The sequence below is a fragment of the Kitasatospora sp. NPDC085879 genome (genome assembly GCF_040686255.1).
Lineage (GTDB): Bacteria > Actinomycetota > Actinomycetes > Streptomycetales > Streptomycetaceae > Kitasatospora.
This window is the reverse complement of the sequence record NZ_JBFBJZ010000005.1, coordinates 65,789-85,383: the sequence shown is the minus strand read 5'-3', so window position 1 is coordinate 85,383 and position 19,595 is coordinate 65,789. Positions and strand designations below refer to the sequence as shown.

The window sequence follows — 19,595 nt, the reverse complement described above, 5'->3', positions numbered from 1 at the left end:
GTCAGTGGTGTCCGGAGCCGTCGGTGACCTCGCGGTACTCCTCGGCGGTGGGCTTGGCGATCTGGCCGCCCGGGCCGAACCAGGTACGGGAGAGGGCGGCGTGGAGCCGGGTGCCCGCATCGGCCGGCCGGTGCTGGTGGTGGGCGGTGAGCCGGTGCAGGTCGGCGGGCGGCAGCGGGGTGTGCGACTCGGTGTACTCGCCGTGCGGCAGGCGCGTGATGATGCCGCTCTCCCGGCCGTGCAGCACCTTGTCCCGGTCGCGGCGCTGCAGCCCGAGGCACCACCGCTTGGCGGCGAAGAAGGTCAGCGCCGGGACGACGAAGAAGCCGACACGGACGACGTGGGTGATCGAGTCGAGCGACAGGTGCAGGTGGGTGGCGATCAGGTCGTTGCCCCCGCCCGCCAGCAGCACCAGGTAGAGGCTGATCCAGGCCGCGCCGAGGGCGGTCCGCACCGGGGCGTTGCGTGGCCGGTCCAGCAGGTGGCGCTCGCGCCGGTCGCGGGTGAGCCACGCCTCCAGGAAGGGATAGCCGGCGATCGCACCGAGCACGGCGGGGAAGGCCAGGAAGGGGATCAGGATGCCGAGGTTGAGGGTGTGGCCCCAGGCCCGGACCTCCCAGCCCGGCATCACCCGGATCAGGCCCTCCGCGAAGCCCATGTACCAGTCGGGCTGGGCGTCGGTGGACACCTGGTCGGGGCGGTACGGGCCGTACGCCCAGATCGGGTTGATCGTGGCGATCGCGGAGACGGCCGCGATGACGCCGAACACCAGGAAGAAGAACCCGCCGGCCTTGGCCAGGTAGACCGGCATCAGCGGCATGCCGACCACGTTCTCCTCGGTGCGGCCGGGCCCGGCCCACTGGGTGTGCTTGTGGTGGAAGACCAGGATCAGGTGGGCCACCAGCAGGCCCAGCATGATGCCCGGGATCAGCAGCACGTGGACGGTGAAGAACCGCGGCACGATGTCGGTGCCGGGGAACTGGCCGCCGAACAGGAACATCTGCAGGTACGTGCCGACCAGCGGCACCGCCAGGATCGCGCCCTCCATGAAGCGGATACCGGTACCGGACAGCAGGTCGTCCGGCAGCGAGTAGCCCATGAAACCGTCGAACATGCCGAGGAAGAGCAGCAGGAACCCGAACAACCAATTGACCTCGCGCGGCTTGCGGAACGCCCCGGTGAAGAACACCCGCATCATGTGGACGAACATCGCGGCCACGAACACCAGAGCAGCCCAGTGGTGGATCTGACGGATCAGCAGACCGCCGCGCACCTCGAAGCTGATGTCCATGGTCGAGGCGTACGCCTCGGACATCCGGATGCCGTTGAGCGGGGCGTACGGACCGTGGTACACGGTCTCGGCCATGCTCGGCTTGAAGAACAGCGTCAGATAGACGCCGGTCAGGATGATCACCACGAAGCTGTAGAGGCATATCTCGCCGAGCATGAACGACCAGTGGTCCGGAAAGACCTTGCGGATGTTCGACTTGGCGAGGGCGTAGAGCCCCAGCCGTCCGTCCGCCCAGTCCGCGGCGCGCTGCGCCCGGTCCGGTGCCGCGGGGGTGCCCCGCCGGTCGATGGTCGGTGGATGGGGCATCACGTCTCCCTGGGCAGGCCGGCGTTGTCCGGAGCCAAAACGGGGATGGCTCCCCATTTTGTGGCCACACCCTAGCAGTAACGGGGAGAGCTCCCCGCTTTCGGGTTGTTAGGGTGTCCGCATGGCAGACGCAGAGCGGCCGGCGCCGCAGCGGCGGGACGCGCGGCGCAATCGCGAGGCGCTGGTCGCGGCCGCCGCCGACGTCTTCGCCGAACTCGGCCTCGACGCCCCGCTCGACGTCATCGCCCGGCGGGCCGGGGTCGGCAACGCCACCCTCTACCGGCACTTCCCGACCCGCGAGGACCTGATCGGCGAGGTCTTTCGGGCGGCTGCCGCCGTCCTCGCGGAGGCGGGCGAGGAGGCCCTGGCGGTCGACGACGCCTGGACGGCCGTCGAGGGCTACTTCACGCGGATCTTCGAACTCGTCGCCACCAGCCGGGGCATCAACGACCTGGTGACGATGGCGATTCCGACCGTCCCGGTGCTCGCAGAGATGAGCCACCGCAACGCGGAGACCGTCGGCACCCTGGTCGCCCGGGCCCAGGAGCAGGGCACGATGCGGCGCGACGTCGTCCCGATGGACCTGCTGTTCCTGCTCGGCCCGCTCTGCCGCGCGGTGCCCGCCGCGGACGGCCTCCGGCCGGGCCTGTGGCGGCGCCATCTCGCCCTGCTGCTGGACGGCTTCCGCACCCGCGCCGCCCACCCGCTCCCCGAACCGCCGGTCGGCGACGACCGGCTGGACCAGCTCTTCGCGGGTCTCTGGGAAGCCCCGGACGCGACCTGAGTCGCTACCGCTCGGGAAGCGGGGCCGCGGGTCGCCGCTCCGTGCTCAGGCTCCGACCGCGTCCCGGATCACCAGGCAGGCCGCGCCCCGCGCCCACAGGTCGTCGGTGACCGCGTCGACCACCAGCTCGCAGTCGGCCGCCGCCGTGGAGAACGCGTGCTCGCGGAGCGCTGCCACCAGCGCCGGACCGAACAGATCCTGCGCCGTCGCCCCCTCGCCCGCCAGGACGATCTTCTCCAGGTTCAGCAGGTTGCACAGCCCCGCCAGCCCCCGCCCCAGCGCCTCGCCGGCCGCCGCGAACGCCGCCAGCGCCGCCTTCGCGTCCGGCCCGCGGCCCGAGCGCGCAAGCGCCACCGCCTGGTCGATGTCCTCGCAGTCCGTCAGCCCCGCCTCCCGGAGCCGCCGCAGCACCGCGTCATAGGACGCGAGCGCCTCCAGGCAGCCGACGTTCCCGCAGCTGCACACCGGCCCCGCCGGGTCGAGGGGGACATGGCCGAACTCGCCCGCCAGGCCACTGCGCCCCAGGTAGGGGCGCCCGCCCAGCAGCAGGCCGCAGCCCACGCCCGCGCCCACCGTCACGACCGCGAACGAGTCGGTGTTGCGGCCGTGCCCGAACCACTGCTCGGCCACCACCAGGGTGTTCACGTCGTTGCTGACCGCCACCGGCATCCCGCACGCCTCGGCCAGCGGACCGGCCACGTCCACGTCGTGCCAGTCCATCAGCGCCGAGTAGTGGCACACACCGCTCGTGGGGTCCACGTGGCCGTTCAGGCCCACGCCCACACCCAGCATCCGATCCGAGGCCCCCGGCACCGACGCCACCAGGTGCCGCACGGCCTCCACCGTCGCCGCCACCGCCGTCTCGACGCGGTGGTCGGCCAGTGGCTGCTCCCGGCGGGCGAGCTCCTGCGCCCCCAGGTCGGTGAGGACCGCGGTCACCTTCGACGGGCCGATCTTCACTCCGGCGGCCAGCCGCAGTTCCTTGCGCACCCGCAGCATCCGGCGCGGCCGCCCGACCGCACCCGCGGGCTCGGCGGTGGACTCGACCAGGTAGCCCGCCTCCATCAGCGGGTTCACGACCTTGGTCACGGTCGACTGCGACAGCTCCAGCCGCTGGGCGACCTCCACACGCGACAGCGGCCCTGCGGTGAGGATCGCGGCGAACACATCCGCCCGGGTGCGCTGCCCGATCGGATCGACGGCCGAACGGGCGGGCGCGAGCAACCGGGGCACCGCGCGGCCGGCGGGCGTCTGGACGGTCACGGTTGGCTTGCCTCCACTGGACTGCTTCGGCCACCGATCGGCGCCACGGGCCCCAGTTTGCCCGTTTCTTCGAACGCTGCCGCACCCCGACGGGCCTCCGCGCCATGCTGCCGATAATTGCTTGATGCCAGAAAATGTCGGGGACATTTCGATAACGCCGCGAATCGGCTCCGCGCGGCAGGTCCCGACGCCCCGGTCGAGGGCCTGGTAGCAGGCCGGTGGGGAGGTCGAGGACCTCCGTACGCGCCGCACCCATCGCCGAGACACTACCGCGCGAGGCCGAGCAGTCGGGTGCGTCGCTGCGATTTCCATCTTATTTCTTGACACGTGAAATTAATAGTGCCAGCCTCTCAGCCAGCCGGTCAGGCGCCCACGCGGCCGGCGGGCATGCCCGTACACGGCCGCACCCCAGAGCCGCGGAGGGCGCCGCCCGGCACGCGGGGACTGCGCCGCCGGCCGGCAGTGGTGAACCCCCACCCCCCACCCCCGTTCCCCGAGGCGTGGCCACCGGATTCCCGTTCCACGGTCACGCCGCCCCCCTGCCGCCCGCACCGGGCGCGCCTTCGCACCTGGAGTCCCCGTGCGCACCACCAGAACCCGCTTCACCGCCATGGCCGCCACCGTGGTGCTCGCCGTGACCGGCAGCGCCTGCGCCGCCCCGCACAGCACGAGCCCGGGCAGCGAGCCGAGCGGAACCATCACCTGGTACTCGAGCACGTTCGGCCGCAACGACGTCGACCTCCGCAAGACCCTCGTCAAGGCTTTCGAGAAGGTCCACCCCGCCATCCACGTCACCGTCAAGGACGTCCCCTCCGACACCGACCGGAATCGCGCGGCCATCACCGGCAGCATCCTGCGGGGTTCCGACGAGATCGACGTCTACAACGGCGATGTCGTCTGGCCGGCCCAGTTCGGCAGGGAAGGACTCGCCCTTCCGCTGAGCGAGCACCTCGACGGCGCCTACTGGCAGTCCTTCGACCGGACGCTGCTCGACGGCCTCCAGTACGACGGCAAGATCATGGCCGCCCCGCTCTTCACCGACAACGGCTTCCTCTTCTACCGCAAGGACCTCCTCGACAAGGCCCGCCTGCCCGCCCCGACCACCTGGGAGCAGCTCCGGCAGGAGGCGAAGCAGCTCCAGGACGCCGGTCTCGTCAAGTACGGCTTCTCCGCCCAGTGGGCCGGCTACGAGGGCCTCACCTGCGGCTGGACCGAGTTCTCCGCCGACAGCGGCGGCAGAAGCGTCGACTACCACGGCGGTACCGCCCAGATCGACAGCCCCGAGAACCTGAAAGCCCTCACCTACATGAAGGGCCTGATCGACGACGGCATCGCCCCCAAGGCGATCACCACCTTCAAGGAGGACGAGTCCCAGGCCCTGTTCAACAGCGGCCAGAGCGCCTTCCTGCGCAACTGGGCCTACGGCTACAACGATGCCCGGGAGAACCCCGCCTCGAAGATCAGCGGCAAGGTCGGTGTCGTCAACCTCCCGGCCTTCGAGGGCCAGATCGGCCGCGGCCGCACCACCGTCGGCGGCTGGGGCCTCTACGTCAACCCGCACAGCAGGAACATCGACGCCGATCTCGCCTTCGTCCGGTGGATGACCGGCCTCGAAGCCCAGAAGATCCTCGCCGTCAAGGGCGGCCTGCTGCCCGCCCGCAGCGGCGTCCTCGACGACCTCGACGTCCAGAACGCCAACCCCGTCTTCCAGGTCGCCTTCATGAACCGCATGGTCACCCGCCCCACCTGGACCGCCGACTACGCCAACGTCAGCAAGGCCATCTACACCGACGTCAACGCCGCCCTCACCGGCACCAGCACCCCGGCCAACGCCCTCAAGAAGGCCCAGAACGACATCACCGCCGCGCTGGCCGCCACCCCCTGACACCACCACGACCCGCCGGGCGGACCAGCGAGTCGACGACGGAGACTCATGTGACACCTGAAGCACGCGGGCTCCCGCCCCGGTGCCGCCACCGGGGCGGGGGCTGCCCGAACTGGGCAGCGGAGCGGGAGAGTCGGAGAGGCCCGCACGACATCCCGGTGGCATGCTGGTATAAGTCTTCTCCCGTTCCGGGGAGAGGATGTCGCATCCTTCCGGACACCGGAAGCGCACGACGCGGAACCGGCACCGGCGAGAGCGGGAAGGAGGCTCGTCGCCGAAGGTGCGACCGCACAGTGGGCGTCAACCTGCCTGGGCGCCCGGCATGTACCACGAGCGGTGGGGTGTGTCGATGGGCAGGAATGTGAGCGACGGCGCCCTGAGCGCGAGTCGCGACGGCGGCTCGTCGAACGGCTGGGTCGAGAACCTCATGGACCTCGGACCGCTGCGAAGCGGAGTAGAGCGCTTCCGTGCGGTGGCCGGCGCGGACCAGGCCGCCGCCTACCTGGTGGATCCGGACGCTCACGAGCTGAGACTCACCGAAGCCGCCGGTGCGGCCACCGGCAGGTACGGCCTCCCTGCCGTCTGCGCGCTGAGCGGTCGCTCTCCCCTTGCCGACGCGGTCCGTTCGAACCGGCCGCTCTGGCTGGACACCGCGCAGGTCGTGTCCTACGGCGAGGCGGGCATCGGCGCCTCGATGGGCGTGATGCCCCTGACGACCGTCCCGCCGGCGGCAGGCGGCGCCGCGCCGGGGTGCCTGGTCGTCGTGTGGGACGACCCGGCGGGGCCGGTCCTCGACCGGCGGACCCTCCTGGAGCTGTACGCCGACCTCGTGTCCACGTACATGGACGTGGACGGCGGCGAGCGGACGGGACGCGGCGCAGTCCGGGGCCACCGGCTGCCCTGGGACCGCATCGGTACCTTCACCCTCGACCGCGGCACCGGCCGCATCCACACGGACGCGACGATGCTCGAACTCTTCGACGTCGACCCGGGCACCTTCGACGGGCACGTGGAGAGCCTGATCGCCCACACGCTGCTGGACGACCTCCCCACCTTCATGTCCATCGTGGGGCGCAGCGGAGCGACCTCCGAGGTGCGGGATCTGGTCTTCCGTGCCCGCCGGTCCTCCGGTGAGCCGCGCTGGCTGCACCTGCGGTGCCGGGTACGGCTCGACGACAGGGGCAGACCGGGGCTCGTCCTGGGCGTGGTCGCCGACGTGATGCCGCAGGGTGCCACCCCTGCCGAGGTCGCCCGGGTGGAGGAACTCACCGCCGCCCTGGCCGTGGCGACGACGGTGCAGGACGTCGGGCGCATCGTGGTGGACAGCCTCGGCACCCGGCTGAACGCCGACCGGCTGGCGTTCGCCGTCCTCCGCGGCGACCGGCTGGCGGTCACCGCGCTGGACCCGCCGACACCCGGGACGTGGCCGAGGACCTGGCGGCCGGACGGGCGCACCGAGTGGCTCGAACTCTCCCTGTCGGCCTCCCCCGCTCTGGCCGCCGTGCTGGGCGAGGGCCGGACGACCGTGTGGCCCGCGGGCGGCGCCCTCGAACCCGGCCTGGCGGGTGTCGGCCCGGGTGGCCTCGCCGTGCTGCCGTTGTCCGCCGAGGGCCGGGTGGTCGGAGCCTGCCTCGCCGGCTGGGACGCTCCGCGCCGGGTCACCGCCCAGGAGCGGTCCTGGCTCGCGGTGACCGCGGGACGCGCGGCGGAGGCCCTGGCCCGTGCCCAGGCGATCGACACCGAGCGTGAACTCGTTCGCGTGCTCCAGACCAGCCTGTTGCCCCGTGAGCTGCCGTCGCTGCCCGGCGCCGTGGCCGTGGCCCGCTACCTGCCCGGCACGGCGGGCCTTGAGATGGGCGGCGACTGGTACGACGTGATCATCTCCAACAACCAACTCGCGCTCGTCATCGGGGACGTGCAGGGGCACAGTGCCGAGGCCGCGACGATCATGGGCCAGGTGAGCACCGCGGTCAGGGCCTACTCGGCGGAGGGCCATCCGCCCGACGTCGTCCTCGCCCGGGCCAACCGCCTTCTCGTCGGCATGAAGACGGATCTCTTCGCGACCTGCTGCTACGTCTCCGTGAACATGGAGGAGGGGATCGCCTGGTTCGTCCGGGCGGGCCATCCGGCGCCCCTGTTGCGCCTTCCCGACGGCACCACCGAGGAGGTGGACGTGGCGGGCGGTCCGCCGCTGGGTGTCGTCGAGGATGCGGACTTCCCCATCACGGTGGTCGACATCTCGCCCGGTGCGGTGCTGGCTCTCGTGACGGACGGCCTGGTGGTGTCCGCGGAGCAGGCCGAGGACGGCGGGGCGCGGCGGGTCCGTGACGTGCTCGGTGCCGCCGACTTCTCGGACGTCGGACGGGTGGCCGACGAACTGATCAGCGGCGCCGACCGGCACGACGACGTGGCTCTGCTGCTCCTGCGCTACGACGGGATGGGGCTGCGGCCGGTCCGGGCGAGCTGGCGGGCATGGCGCCTTCCCGATGCCGTGATGCACGCACGCCGTTTCACCGCACGCACGGTGCGCTCCTGGGGGGTGACGGAGGAGGCCGACGTGGTCCTGCTCGTCGTCTCCGAGCTGGTCACGAATGCCGTCGTGCACACGCAGGGCGATGTCCACCTGGACCTGACGCTGGCCGGAGACCGGCTGCGCATCGCCGTGACCGACTCGCTGCCGCGGGCACCGGTCAAGCCGCGCATCGTGGACTGGGAGTCGACGGGTGGTCGCGGGATCATGCTCGTGGAGGCGATGTCCACCGCCTGGGGCTCGGTGCCGGTCGGCGGCGGCAAACAGGTGTGGAGTGAAATCGCCCTGCCGGCACGCGGGGCACCCGGCGCCCAGGGCTCCGGCCGTGCGGACCGGGACGGGGAGTCGACGCCGTGAGGATCCGACAGCACCGCTCCGCCGCCCTGGCCGTGGCGGTCTCCGCGGCCCTGGTGTTCGCCGCCTGCGCGCAGACCGGCGGTTCGGCCGACCTGTCGGCGGGCGCCGCGGGATCGGACGGCTTCAGTGTCGGCGTGCTGATGCCCGACAACAACGCCACCCGCTACCAGAACTTCGACAAGCCGCTCATCGAGAAGAGGATCAAGGAGCTCTGCGGGGCCTGCACGGTGAAGTACGCCAACGCCCAGGGCGACGCCTCCGCCCAGCGCCATCAGTTGGACACCATGCTGATCAGCGGGGTCAGGGTCCTCATCTTCGATGCCGTCGACGCAGGGGCGATGCGGCGATCGGTGCAGCAGGCCCGGGACGCAGGAGTTCCGGTGATCGCCTACGACCGGCTCGCCGGCGGCCCGATCTCCGGCTTCGTCTCCTTCGACACGTACGCCATCGGGCGGCTCCAGGCCCAGGCGCTGCTCAGGGCCATGGGGGCGAAGGCGCAGGGCGGCCAGGTCCTCTGGCTCGCCAGCCCGTTCAAGAATTCCCCGGCCTCGTTCCCCCTGTCGACCAGCGTGGCCATGCCCATCCTCAAGAGCGGCGGGGTCCGGCTCAACACGGCGCGCGCGTTCACGATCCCGGCCCCCAACAAGCAGGACGCGTACGCGGCGACGTCCGCCGCCATCGCGAGCGCCGGCCCGGAAACGATCGACGGTGTCTACGCCGCCGACGACGTGATCGCGGCCGGGGCCGTCGCCGCCCTCAAGGCCGCCCACGTCGACCCGCTGCCCCCGGTGGTCGGCGAGGACGCCGAACTTCCCGCCCTACGACGCCTCGTGACGGGCGAACAGTACATGACCGTCTACAAGCCCTACGAGGCGGAGGCCGACACGGCAGCGCAGATGGCCGTGGCGCTCGGCCGGGGCGGGAACCTCGACGGGATCGCGAAGACCACGGTCGACAGCTTCACGACCAAGGGCGTCCCCGCCAAACTGCTCACCCCCGTCGCCGTGACCGCCGAGAACATCAAGCTCACCGTCGTCGCGGACGGGATGTACACCGTCCACCAGATATGCACCGCCGAACTCGCAGCCGCGTGCCGGAACGCCGGGCTCGAGTGAGGACGGCCCCGCAGCCCTCGCATCGCGCGATGCCCCGGACGATCCGGCGGTGAAGGAGAAAGCAGATGGCACGTACCGCAGACCCGCCCCTGTTGTCGCTGCACGCGGTCTCCAAACGGTACGGCGCGGTCCAGGCACTCACCGACGTACAGCTGGAGGTCAACGCGGGCGAGGTGGTCGCCTTGATGGGCGACAACGGTGCGGGGAAGTCCACGCTCGTCAAACTGATTGCGGGCGTGGAGCCCGCCGACGGGGGCGTCGTCGAGTGGCAGGGCCGGGAGGTCCGGCTCACCCGCCCCCACGAGGCGCAGGCACTGGGCATCGCGACGGTGTACCAGGACCTCGCCCTGTGCGACGCCCTCGACGCGGTCGCGAACATCTTCCTCGGCCGCGAGCTCCGCCGCGGCCTGGGACTGGACGAGCTGGAGATGGAGCGCCGCACCCACGAGCTGATGGACATCCTCTCCGTTCACATCCCCGACCTGCGCGTTCCCGTGTCCACGCTCTCGGCGGGACAGCGGCAGAGCCTCGCGATCTGCCGCGCCCTGCTCGGCGAACCGGACCTCGTACTCCTCGACGAACCCACGGCGGCCCTGGGAATCAGGCAGACCGGGCAGTTCCTCGACCTGATCGAGCAGCTCCGCGACCGAGGTCTCGGCGTGCTGCTCGTCAGCCACAACCTCAGCGACGTCAAGGCCGTCGCGGACTGGGTGGCCGTCCTGCGCCACGGCCGCAACAACGGCTTCTACGACGTCAACATGACGTCCCAGGAACAGATCGTCTCCTCCGTCATCGGCACCACGGAGAACGCCGTCACGATGCGTGCGGCGGAGGCGGCGGAGTGGGAGGAGGCGGGTCTGTGAGCCGCTTGGAAACACCCGAGGCAGGCCCCGTCCGGGGCACCCACGACGCAGCGGGCCGGACGGCCGGACCGGGGCGCGCACGGGCACTGCGGCGCAGCGGGCAGTGGCTCAAGGTCATGATGCAGCGCGGAGAGATCGGCCGGGCCTGGATCATCCTCGGCCTGCTCCCGCTCTGGCTCGCGTTCCAGGCCTTCAACGGCAACTTCCTCTCGCCCCGCAACCTGTCCCACATCAGCGTGGACATGGCAGGCGCCGGGATGATCGCGCTGGGCCTCGTCTTCGTGCTGGCACTCGGGGAGATCGACCTGTCGGTGGGCTCGGTGGCAGGACTGTCGACCGTCGTCTTCGCCGTCCTGAACGTGCGCTCCGGCATCCCGGAGGGCGTCGCCGTCCTCCTCGCCGTCCTCTGCGGCGCCGCCATCGGAGCCCTGCAGGGGTTCCTCCATGCCAAGTCGGGGGTGCCGGCCTACGCCGTCACCCTGGCCGGGCTGCTCGGCTGGTACGGCCTGATGCTCTACCTGCTGGGAGCCAGCGGCACCCTCGACTTCAGCGACACCGGCCTGGTCGCCTCGCTCACCACCAGCTACCTCGGCGAACCGGCCGCGACGTACGGCCTGGCGGCCCTCGGCACAGCGGCGTTCCTCCTCACCTCCTACCGGGACCGCCGCCGCCGCAGGGCCGCCGGAATGCCGGCCGCACCCGTCGGAGTCATCGCGCTGCGCACCGGTGCGCTCGCGGCGGTCGCGTTCACCGCCGCCGCCGTGCTCGACGCGTTCCAGGGGCTGCCGCTGGCCCTGCTGATCTTCCTGGCGGCCGTCGCCGTCATGGACTACCTGCTGCGCCGCATGCCGTACGGCCGGAAGGTCTTCGCGCTCGGCAGCGCACCCGAGGCCGCCCGCCGCACCGGCATCAACGTGGCGGTGGTCCGGATCACCGTCTTCACGATCTCGGGCGCGACGGCTGCCGTCGGAGGGCTGCTGCTGGCCTCGCCGACGGCGGCGACCATCCAGCCCTCCAGCTCACCCACCCTGCTGCTGAGCGCCCTCGCCGCAGCCGTGCTCGGCGGCGCCAGCCTCTTCGGTGCACGCGGCACGACCTGGTCGGCGCTGGTCGGCATCCTCGTCATCCAGTCGATCGCCTCCGGAGTGGCGCTCGTCGGCGTCCAGGGGTCGCTCCAGTTCGTGATCACGGCCGGGGTGCTCCTCGCCGCCGTACTGATCGACTCCGCATCGCGGCGCGCCCAGCGGGCCCACGGCATGGCCTGACCGGCCCTGGCGAATGAGTGTCACCTGTACCTGAGTTTCGTCGACAGGCGCATTCCATTTTGCCGCGGAATCCGGCTTCCTGAGATTCGGCTGTGAGACGCAGTGCTCCTCTTCCGGGCTGTTAGCATCTGTGCGGCCGAAGACCGGTAGGCAGGTGGTCTTGGGGCGACGACCGACAATCGGTGAGGGCGGGGAGAGAAGATGCGAAGCCAGGATCAGGCCGACCCCTTCGGGGTGCGTCTCGTTATCGAGGCGGAAGGAAGGACGTGGGTGCGGGACCTGGACCTGCCCTTCGCCCCGTTCCCCGGCATGGGTGTTCGCGTTGGTGCCTACGAGGTGCTGAACGTCGTCACAGTGCTGGTCGACGATCCCGACGGTGCCGTGACATGCGTGGTGGTCGACGATGACGGGGGCGAGTTCACCGCGAAGAAGTGCGCATCGCTCGGCTTCGTGGAATGTGGGCTCTCTGATGAACGCGCGGTGCGGGCGGCTTTTCCGGTCCGGGTCAGCGTCATCACCTTTGCAAGCGACCGGCAGTGGAGCAAGGTGTGCACTCTGCCTTTTGCGCCTTTCGAAGGCCTGCGGGTCCGGATGAACGGTGAAAAGGTGCTCAAGATATTCACCATCGTGGCCGGGGCCGACCACCGGAGTGAAGTCGAGTGCTACGCCGGCTTCGAAGGCGAGGGGGCGGACACCGTCACGGGAGACGAATGTGAGGCCCTGGGCCTCGAGAGGGATTACAGGTAGGACACCGGGGTCCGGGACGTCGCACGGGCCGCCGGGATTGCGGAGACGACCGCGGCGACGGTGACGGCCGAGGCCGCGAGCAGGAACAGCATCGCCGGGGAGGGGCTCTGCGCGATGCCGGCGCCGACGCCGCTGGTACGGCCCTGGAGGTTGATCAGCCAGTCCGACAGCAGCACGCCCAGCGCCGTTCCGGCGACCGTCGCGGTCAGCGCGAGCAGCGCGGTGCTGGTGACGATCACTGCGGTGACCTGGCGCGGGGTCAGGCCGATCGCCCGCAGGACGCCGAGGTCACGGGTGTGGTCGCGCAGTCCGCCGCTGGTCGCGGTCAGGAGCTCGGACAGGCCGATCAGGGCGAGGACGGCGACGAGTCCGACGGTCACCGGCCGGAGGACGCCGAGCCGGTCGGCGGGATTGTCCACCGGCCGCACGTCGAGCCGTCCGGCCGCCGTGTCGAGCAGCTCGGCCCGGAGGGCGGTCGGGCTGGTGCCCGGGCGCGGGACCACGCTGTAGTACTGGGGGAGGGGAGGGCCGCCGGGCCCGCCCAGCGCGTCGAGGCCGACGGAGAGGATCTCCCCGTTGTGATCGGGCTGGATGGTCCGGCCGACGATGTGGAGGATGTGCGGGGTGCCGCCGGCGGTCACCCGCACCCAGGACCCGACGTGGACGTGCATCAGGTCGAGCAGGCCCTGCCCTGCGACGGCCTCGTCGCGTTCGCGGATGCCCCGGCCCTCGGTGACGGGGTACGGGTAGGGCCGCTCCGAGGTGCCGAGGCCGCGCACGGTGACGGTGCGGGTCTGGCCGGGGACGAGGGCCTCGACCTCGACGCCGGGGTAGGCGGCGGCGACGCCGGAGGTCCGTTCCAGCAGGCTGCGGGCCACGACGTCGCCGATGGCGTTCGGCCGCGCGGTCAGGACACCGGCCAGGCCGACCCGCTCCGGGCGTTGCTGGAAGCCGTCGAGCGTGGCCCAGTTCCCCAGCGCGACGGTGATCAGGAGGATCGGGATGGCCAGCCGCCCCACGGTGAGGGTGGCGCGGAGCGGACGGTGGAAGGCGTCCCGGGCTCCCAGGACGAGGGCCGGCGGCAGGTGCAGCAGCAGGGCGAGGCGGGCCAGGCGGGACATCCGGGTGCCGGTCAGGTCCGTCCGGAGGGCCGGCGTCGGCGGCACCCGTCCTGCCTGCCAGGCCGGCAGGACGGTGGCCAGCGCGATGCTGAGCACCGCGCCGGCGCCGGTCAGGGCCAGGACGCCGGTGTGCCCGGGCAGGGTCTGCCACACGGCCATGGACTCGCCGATCCGGCCGGGGAGCAGCGGGCCGAGCAGCCTGGCGGCGCCGGCACCGAGGGCGATGCCGACCAGCGCGAGCGCGGTGTGCTCGTAGAGGAACATCCGGATGATCTGGCCCGGGGTGAAGCCGACCGCCTTGAGGACGGCGATGTCCTGGACCTGGCCGAGCACCCGGCTGCCGGCGGCGCCGGCCACGGCGAGCGCCGCGGCCAGCAGGGCGGCCAGGCCGAAGGTGCCGAGCAGGAGCCCGAGCAGCCGGTTGTCCTGGTCCATGGAGGCCCGTACCTGGTTCCAGGTGGAGACCTGGGTGACCTGGTCGCCGCCGAGCGCGGTGACGGCCTGCTGGGCGGTGAAGTCGGTGGCGAGCGGGTCGTCGAGGCGCAGCCCCAGGACGTCCTCGGTGTGGTTGGCGTTCGGTTCGATCGCGTCGAGGGTGCCGGGCAGCGCCCAGCCGAGGCCGGGCGTCCAGTTGGGGAACCCGCCCTGGTCGGCGCTGTCGGCGATGCCCACCACCCGGACGCTGTGGGAGACGCCGTCGAGGCTGCGGATGGTGACGTGGTCGCCGTTGCCCGTCCACACCGAGCGCGCGAGGGAGCTCTCCAGCACGATGCCGTCCGGCTCCGCCGGGTCGAGCCAGTGGCCGGAGCGCAGCACGGGCTGCGCCACCCCCGACGGCTCGGGGCCGACCCCGCGCAGTTCCAGGGAGACCTTTCCGGTGCTGCGCACCAGGGTGACCGGGGCCGCCCGGTACGGGCCGGCGACCGCGGCGACGCCGTCCAGGCGGGTCACGGCGCTCGTGTCGGCCCCGGGACGGACGTGCAGCCACACGTGTGCGCCGTTGGACTGCTTGAAGATCCGCTGCCACGGGTTGGCCGTGTCCTGGAGCAGCGCGCTCGCCAGCACGAGCGACATGACGACGACCGCGGTGACCACGGTGACCAGCGCTGCCTGACCCCGGTGGGTGCGGAGATCGGCGACGATCCAGCGAATGACGGCCCGCATCGGTTCTCAGTCCCCCAGCCTGACCACGTCGGCGACCGTCCGCGGCGGGCGGGGCGGCAGCTCCACCGGCGCGTCGTCGGCTATCTCACCGTCGAAGATGCTGATCACGCGGTCCGCGGTGCTGGCGACGCGGGCGTCGTGGGTGACCAGCACGATCGTGCAGCCGCGGCCGTGGAAGCGGGTGAGCAGGCGCAGCACGTCGCGGGTGTTGCGGCTGTCCAGGTTGCCGGTGGGTTCGTCGGCGAGCAGCAGACCGGGATGGTTGACCAGCGCCCTGGCAAGGGCGACGCGCTGCTGCTCACCGCCGGAGAGGGCGGTGGAGGCGGCCCGGGCCTTGTCGGCGAGGCCGAGGTCGGCGAGCAGTTCCTCGCGGCGGGTGCGGGCCTGGCGGGCGGGGACACCGGCCAGCAGCGCGGGCAGCTCGACGTTGTCGGCCACGGTCATGTTGGAGACCAGGTTGGAGAACTGGAACACGAAGCCGACCGAGCGCCGGCGCAGTACGGCCCAGCCGGCCTCGCCGAGGTGGTCGACGCGTCGCCCGTCGAGCCAGATCTCACCGCTGTCGGGCCGGTCGAGGCCGCCGAGCAGGTGCAGCAGGGTGGACTTGCCCGCGCCGGAGGGGCCCATCACCGCGACGAACTCGCCGCGGTCCACCCGGAGGTCGACGTGGCGGACGGCGTGGGTGGCGGCCGCGGCGGTGCGGTGGACCTTGACGAGGTCCTTGACCCAGAGCATGGCCTCCGCGGGTGGTGCGGCGGCGGGGGAGGGGCCCGGACGTCTCACTCGAGTTCCTCCTGACAGCGCTCCAGCCAGTCGAGGTCGGCCTGCAGGTGCAGCATGGCTCCCTCGATCATCAGGTGCGCGATGCGGTTGTCCCGGTCCTCGGACGCGGCGAGCTTGGACAGCCCGCGCATCGTGTTGAGGTAGTGGCGGCGCTGCTGGTTGATCAGCGTGATCCGGTCCGTCACGCCGGTCGCCGGCGCGAGCACGAGCTTCGTGAAGAACTCGTCGCGGACCTTGGGCCCCTCGGTCGGTTCTGCGAACCAGTCGGCGAGGACCTTACGGCCCGCGTCGGTGATCTCGTACACCCTTTTGGGGCGCTTGGAGTCGCTGACGTCCTCGCCGTGAATCAGCCCATTCTGCTCAAGTCGTCCCAGAGTCACGTAAATCTGGCCGATGTTCGCCTGAGGATACGCCGCGCCGAAGGTCTGCTCAAGGGCCTGCTTCAGCTCGTAGCCGTGCGCCGGCTCCTTCGCGACCAGTGCAAGCAGCGGTAGGCGCACAGTCGCCCCGCCTCCTCCCAGCATAGATACTCGTCATGTGTCCGGCTGCCGGTCGGGGCCGAACAATCCCAGCTACCAGCCAGTCACTAGTTTCCCCCAGGCCTGCCAGGTATACATAACAGCACTCGTTCGTGGGCGCGGGCGAGAGCAGTGCGCTGGGAGGCAAGATGACGTTGGCGCGGCTACGGGTCCTGCTGCTGGCCGGCGCCCTGCTCCTCTCGGGATGCAGCCTGCCGGCCGTCTCCGCCACCGACGGCCCGGGCTCCGACGGCACCGGCCCGGTGACCCTGGCCACCGGCCGTGATCTGACCGGCTACCTCGGCGGTCGCCTGGCGGCGTGGAACGCGACCCACCCCGCCGAGAAGGCGACGCTGATCGAGCTGCCGGAGGCCGCCGACGACGTCCGCGCCCAGATGATCAGCAACTTGCAGGCGAGGAGCGACCGTTACGACGTCCTCAACATGGACGTCGCGTGGACGGCCGAGTTCGCCGCCGCCGGCTGGGTCAGGCAGCTCGACCGGAACGACTTCCCGCTCGACAAGTTCCTCCCGCCGGTCATCGACACCGCCACCTACCAGGGCAGGCTCTACGCCGTGCCCTACACCACGAACGCCGGGATGCTCTACTACCGCAAGGACGTCCTCGACCAGGAGCACCTTGCTCCCCCGCGGACGTGGGCCGAACTGGCCGACGAGGCGAAGACGGTGGCACCCAGGCACGGCCTGCAGGGCTATGCGGGCCAGTTCCTGCCGTACGAGGGACTGACCGTCAACTACGCGGAGGCCGTGCAGTCCGCCGGCGGTCAGATCCTGACCGGCGAGGGCAGCGGGGTCGCCGCGGACAGCGCGGCGGCGCGGCGCGGACTCGACTTCCTGGTCGGCGGCGTGCGGGACGGCTGGATCCCGAAGGAGGCGCTCTCCTTCAAGGAGGAGGAGTCGCGACGGGCCTTCCAGGACGGCCGGTACCTCTTCCTGCGCAACTGGCCGTACGTCTACGACTCGGCCCAGGCCCAGGGTTCGGCGGTCGCGGGCAGGTTCGGGGTGGTCCCGCTGCCCGGGCCCGACGGACCGGGCTCCAGCACGCTCGGCGGGTCCGATCTCGCGGTCAGCACGTACTCCAGGCACGCCCGGTCGGCGCAGCGGCTGATCCAGTACCTGACCGGGTTGGACAACCAGCGGCAGGTGCTGCTGAAGGGCTCGCTGCCGCCCGTCTGGGCCGAGCTGTACAGCGATCCGGAGCTGGTCCGGCGCTTCCCGTACCTTCCGGTGCTCCGGCAGAGCCTGCTGTCCGCGAGGCCGCGGCCGAAGAGTCCGGACTACGACCAGGTCACGCTCGCCGTGTCCGAGATCGTCCATGACGCCCTGTCACAGAACCGCTCTCCGGGGGAGACGGCTGCCCGGCTCACCACCGAGCTGAACGCGATCATCCGCAACCCCTGACCCCGCGGGGCCGCCCGCCCGCCCGCGCTCCGGACCGCCTGCCCCGGCGTCCGCGCAGCCGCGTTGGCCCCGTGCGCCCCGTGGGGCCGAGCCATGCCCTCCACGGGTCGCCCTCCGACTGTTCACGCCCGAGGGCGCCGACTGCCTCGATACTTACATGTTATGCATGTCATCGTTGCAGGTCAGCGCGCTGGAATCGGGAAACAGCCAAGAAACCACGGGTTACACCGTTGACACAGTCGGGCAGCCGATAACTAACATGAATGCATTACACCCCGCCGGTCCTACCCGACCGAAGCGGAGACCGGCCGGCGCACACCGAGCGCGCAGGTGAGCCGGTACAGCACGACAGTGACCTCCGACCGGTGCACCCGTGCGCTCCCCCGAAGCAACTCCCGTGAACGGGACACATGAAGGCCAGGATGGTGTCCGGATGATCAGCGCAACCGTCGAGAACGCACCCGCGGACGAGCCGCAACCGAGCAGTGCCGCACAGCAGTGGTGGCGGGACGCCGTGGTCTACCAGGTGTACGTACGAAGCTTTCTCGACAGCACCGGCGACGGCATCGGCGATCTCGCCGGTATCCGCGCCGGCCTTCCCTACCTCAAGCGGCTCGGCGTCGACGGGATCTGGATCAACCCGTTCTACCCCTCGCCGCAGCACGACCACGGCTACGACGTCGCCGACTACCGCGACGTCGACCCGGTCTACGGCACTCTCGCCGACTTCGACCAACTCGTCTGCGACGCACACCGGTTGGGCCTGAAGTGCCTGGTCGACATCGTGCCGAACCACTGCTCCTCCGAGCACCCGTGGTTCCGTGCGGCGCTGGCCGAGGGGCCGGACGGTGCGGCCCGGGCCCGGTTCCACTTCGCGGACGGGCGGGGCGCACACGGCGAACTGCCGCCCAACAACTGGCACGCGATGTTCGGCGGCCCGGCCTGGTCCCGGGTGGTCGAGCCCGACGGCAGCCCGGGCCAGTGGTACCTGCACCTGTTCACCCCCGAGCAGCCGGACCTCAACTGGCGCAACCCGGAGGTGAGCCACTACTTCGACCAGGTGCTGCGGTTCTGGCTGGACCGCGGGGTCGACGGCTTCCGCATCGACGTGGCCGCCGGGCTGTTCAAGCACCCGGCCCTCCCTGACTCCGACGACCCGGAGGCCGACGAGCGCACCCGGGACTCCGTCAACCCGCTGGCGTGGAACCAGCCCGAGGTGCACGGGATCTGGCGGGACTGGCGTGCCATCTGCGAGGAGTACACCGCGCGGGACGGCCTCGACCGGCTGCTGGTCGGCGAGGTCTCGGTGCCGACCGCGGCCGACCAGGCCGCCTACGTCCGACCCGACGAACTCCACCAGGCCTTCTTCTTCCACCTGCTGACGGCCCCCTGGCAGTCCGAGCACTTCCGACGGGTCATCACCGACGCGCTCCGCGACATCGCCGGCACCGGCTCGACCATCACCTGGGTGCTCAACAACCACGACCAGATCCGGGCCGTCACCCGGTACGCGGCCCCCACGCCGGACGCCGACACCGACCTGCCGCACCCGGGAGGCAGCCGGGCCCGCGCGGCAGCCCTGCTGATGCTGGCCCTTCCCGGCGCGGCGTACGTCTACCAGGGCGAGGAGCTCGGACTGCCCGAGGTGGTCGACCTCCCGGACGAGGTGCTCACCGACCCGATCTTCCGTCGGACCGGCAGCAGGCTGCGGATCCGCGACGGCTGCCGGGTGCCGCTGCCGTGGTCCGGGCACGCCTCACCGTTCGGCTTCACCACCGGCGAGGCGCCCGCGCAGCCGTGGCTTCCGCAGCCCGACTGGTTCGCCGAGCACACCACCGAGCGGGCGCTGGCCGACACCGGTTCGTTCTGGCACCTCTACCGGGACGCCCTGCACCTGCGCCGGAGCCTGCCCCAGCTCGGCGAGGGCCCGCTGCGGTGGCTGGAGTCGCCGCCGCAGGTCCTGGCCTTCGTCCGCGGCGACGGGCTGGTGTGCGCCGTCAACTTCGGCGACCACGCCGTCCCCGCCCCCATCCAGGACACCCCGCTGCTGGCCAGCGGGCCCTGCCCGGCCGGGACCCTCCCGGGCAACACCGCCGCCTGGTGGATCTCCGACCACCTCACGGCCTGACGACCCACCGCCCTCCCCGGGCGGTTCGCCTCCACCCCACCCGCCGCCCCACCC

At 71.6% G+C, this 19,595-nt stretch carries 14 protein-coding genes; 9 read left to right on the top strand and 5 right to left on the bottom strand.

Annotated elements, in window-relative coordinates; all coding sequences use genetic code 11:
* Position 1: 1 nt before the first annotated feature.
* Entirely contained in the window at positions 2-1,597 is a 1,596-nt protein-coding gene (locus AB0P35_RS05990) for a ubiquinol-cytochrome c reductase cytochrome b subunit (protein ID WP_363507094.1), read from the bottom strand.
* A 121-nt stretch (positions 1,598-1,718) separates the two neighbouring features.
* On the opposite strand from AB0P35_RS05990, the gene AB0P35_RS05985 reads away from it, so the two are divergent.
* Positions 1,719-2,381: a helix-turn-helix domain-containing protein gene (locus AB0P35_RS05985; RefSeq protein WP_363507091.1), complete on the top strand. Its 663-nt coding sequence runs from the start codon at positions 1,719-1,721 to the stop codon at positions 2,379-2,381.
* 45 nt (positions 2,382-2,426) lie between these two features.
* Here AB0P35_RS05985 and AB0P35_RS05980 read toward each other — a convergent pair whose 3' ends face one another.
* Positions 2,427-3,644, bottom strand: coding sequence for an ROK family transcriptional regulator (locus AB0P35_RS05980; RefSeq protein ID WP_363507088.1), 1,218 nt, complete (start codon positions 3,642-3,644; stop codon positions 2,427-2,429).
* A 580-nt stretch (positions 3,645-4,224) separates the two neighbouring features.
* On the opposite strand from AB0P35_RS05980, the gene AB0P35_RS05975 reads away from it, so the two are divergent.
* From AB0P35_RS05975 to AB0P35_RS05950, 6 genes are all read left to right on the top strand, one after another.
* Positions 4,225-5,529: an ABC transporter substrate-binding protein gene (locus tag AB0P35_RS05975; RefSeq protein WP_363507085.1), complete on the top strand. Its 1,305-nt coding sequence runs from the start codon at positions 4,225-4,227 to the stop codon at positions 5,527-5,529.
* A gap of 349 nt (positions 5,530-5,878) precedes the next feature.
* Positions 5,879-8,416 carry a SpoIIE family protein phosphatase gene (locus tag AB0P35_RS05970; RefSeq protein WP_363507082.1) on the top strand — a complete coding sequence of 846 codons (2,538 nt, stop codon included), beginning with the start codon at positions 5,879-5,881 and terminating at the stop codon, positions 8,414-8,416.
* A complete protein-coding gene (locus AB0P35_RS05965) occupies positions 8,413-9,531 on the top strand; it encodes a substrate-binding domain-containing protein (protein ID WP_363507079.1) in 1,119 nt (372 codons plus the stop codon). The genes AB0P35_RS05970 and AB0P35_RS05965 overlap by 4 nt, the downstream gene beginning before the upstream one ends.
* 65 nt (positions 9,532-9,596) lie before the next feature.
* Positions 9,597-10,394: an ATP-binding cassette domain-containing protein gene (locus AB0P35_RS05960; RefSeq protein ID WP_363507076.1), complete on the top strand. Its 798-nt coding sequence runs from the start codon at positions 9,597-9,599 to the stop codon at positions 10,392-10,394.
* The gene (locus AB0P35_RS05955; protein ID WP_363507073.1) at positions 10,391-11,659 is read left to right on the top strand and encodes a sugar ABC transporter permease; all 1,269 of its coding nucleotides are present in this window, start codon (positions 10,391-10,393) and stop codon (positions 11,657-11,659) included. Before AB0P35_RS05960 ends, AB0P35_RS05955 begins: the two co-directional genes overlap by 4 nt.
* A 201-nt stretch (positions 11,660-11,860) precedes the next feature.
* On the top strand, positions 11,861-12,406 hold the full coding sequence (locus tag AB0P35_RS05950; protein ID WP_363507070.1) for a hypothetical protein: 546 nt from the start codon (positions 11,861-11,863) through the stop codon (positions 12,404-12,406).
* On the opposite strand, the gene AB0P35_RS05945 is transcribed toward AB0P35_RS05950, so the two are convergent.
* From AB0P35_RS05945 to AB0P35_RS05935, 3 genes are read right to left on the bottom strand one after another with little or no spacing between them, the layout of a single operon-like run.
* Positions 12,397-14,691, bottom strand: a complete 2,295-nt coding sequence (locus AB0P35_RS05945) for an FtsX-like permease family protein (protein WP_363507067.1) — start codon at positions 14,689-14,691, stop codon at positions 12,397-12,399. The genes AB0P35_RS05950 and AB0P35_RS05945 overlap by 10 nt on opposite strands.
* Before the next feature lie 6 nt (positions 14,692-14,697).
* Positions 14,698-15,426 carry an ABC transporter ATP-binding protein gene (locus AB0P35_RS05940; RefSeq protein ID WP_363507372.1) on the bottom strand — a complete coding sequence of 243 codons (729 nt, stop codon included), beginning with the start codon at positions 15,424-15,426 and terminating at the stop codon, positions 14,698-14,700.
* A gap of 44 nt (positions 15,427-15,470) precedes the next feature.
* On the bottom strand, positions 15,471-15,974 hold the full coding sequence (locus AB0P35_RS05935) for a PadR family transcriptional regulator (RefSeq protein ID WP_363507064.1): 504 nt from the start codon (positions 15,972-15,974) through the stop codon (positions 15,471-15,473).
* A 167-nt stretch (positions 15,975-16,141) separates the two neighbouring features.
* Here AB0P35_RS05935 and AB0P35_RS05930 point away from each other — a divergent pair, with 167 nt between their 5' ends.
* Both AB0P35_RS05930 and AB0P35_RS05925 read left to right on the top strand, forming a co-directional pair.
* Entirely contained in the window at positions 16,142-17,413 is a 1,272-nt protein-coding gene (locus AB0P35_RS05930) for an ABC transporter substrate-binding protein (RefSeq protein WP_363507061.1), read from the top strand.
* 433 nt (positions 17,414-17,846) lie between these two features.
* Entirely contained in the window at positions 17,847-19,541 is a 1,695-nt protein-coding gene (locus AB0P35_RS05925; RefSeq protein ID WP_363507058.1) for a glycoside hydrolase family 13 protein, read from the top strand.
* The last annotated feature ends 54 nt before the right edge of the window (positions 19,542-19,595 follow it).

Bases quoted from the DNA above. Each gene is read 5' to 3' on its own strand.
- AB0P35_RS05950 (WP_363507070.1), top strand. From the start codon at position 11,861: ATGCGAAGCCAGGATCAGGCCGACCCCTTCGGGGTGCGTCTCGTTATC.
- AB0P35_RS05985 (WP_363507091.1), top strand. From the start codon at position 1,719: ATGGCAGACGCAGAGCGGCCGGCGCCGCAGCGGCGGGACGCGCGGCGC.
- AB0P35_RS05945 (WP_363507067.1), bottom strand. From the start codon at position 14,691: ATGCGGGCCGTCATTCGCTGGATCGTCGCCGATCTCCGCACCCACCGG.
- AB0P35_RS05990 (WP_363507094.1), bottom strand. From the start codon at position 1,597: ATGCCCCATCCACCGACCATCGACCGGCGGGGCACCCCCGCGGCACCG.
- AB0P35_RS05925 (WP_363507058.1), top strand. From the start codon at position 17,847: ATGATCAGCGCAACCGTCGAGAACGCACCCGCGGACGAGCCGCAACCG.
- AB0P35_RS05970 (WP_363507082.1), top strand. From the start codon at position 5,879: ATGGGCAGGAATGTGAGCGACGGCGCCCTGAGCGCGAGTCGCGACGGC.
- AB0P35_RS05960 (WP_363507076.1), top strand. From the start codon at position 9,597: ATGGCACGTACCGCAGACCCGCCCCTGTTGTCGCTGCACGCGGTCTCC.
- AB0P35_RS05940 (WP_363507372.1), bottom strand. From the start codon at position 15,426: ATGCTCTGGGTCAAGGACCTCGTCAAGGTCCACCGCACCGCCGCGGCC.
- AB0P35_RS05930 (WP_363507061.1), top strand. From the start codon at position 16,142: ATGACGTTGGCGCGGCTACGGGTCCTGCTGCTGGCCGGCGCCCTGCTC.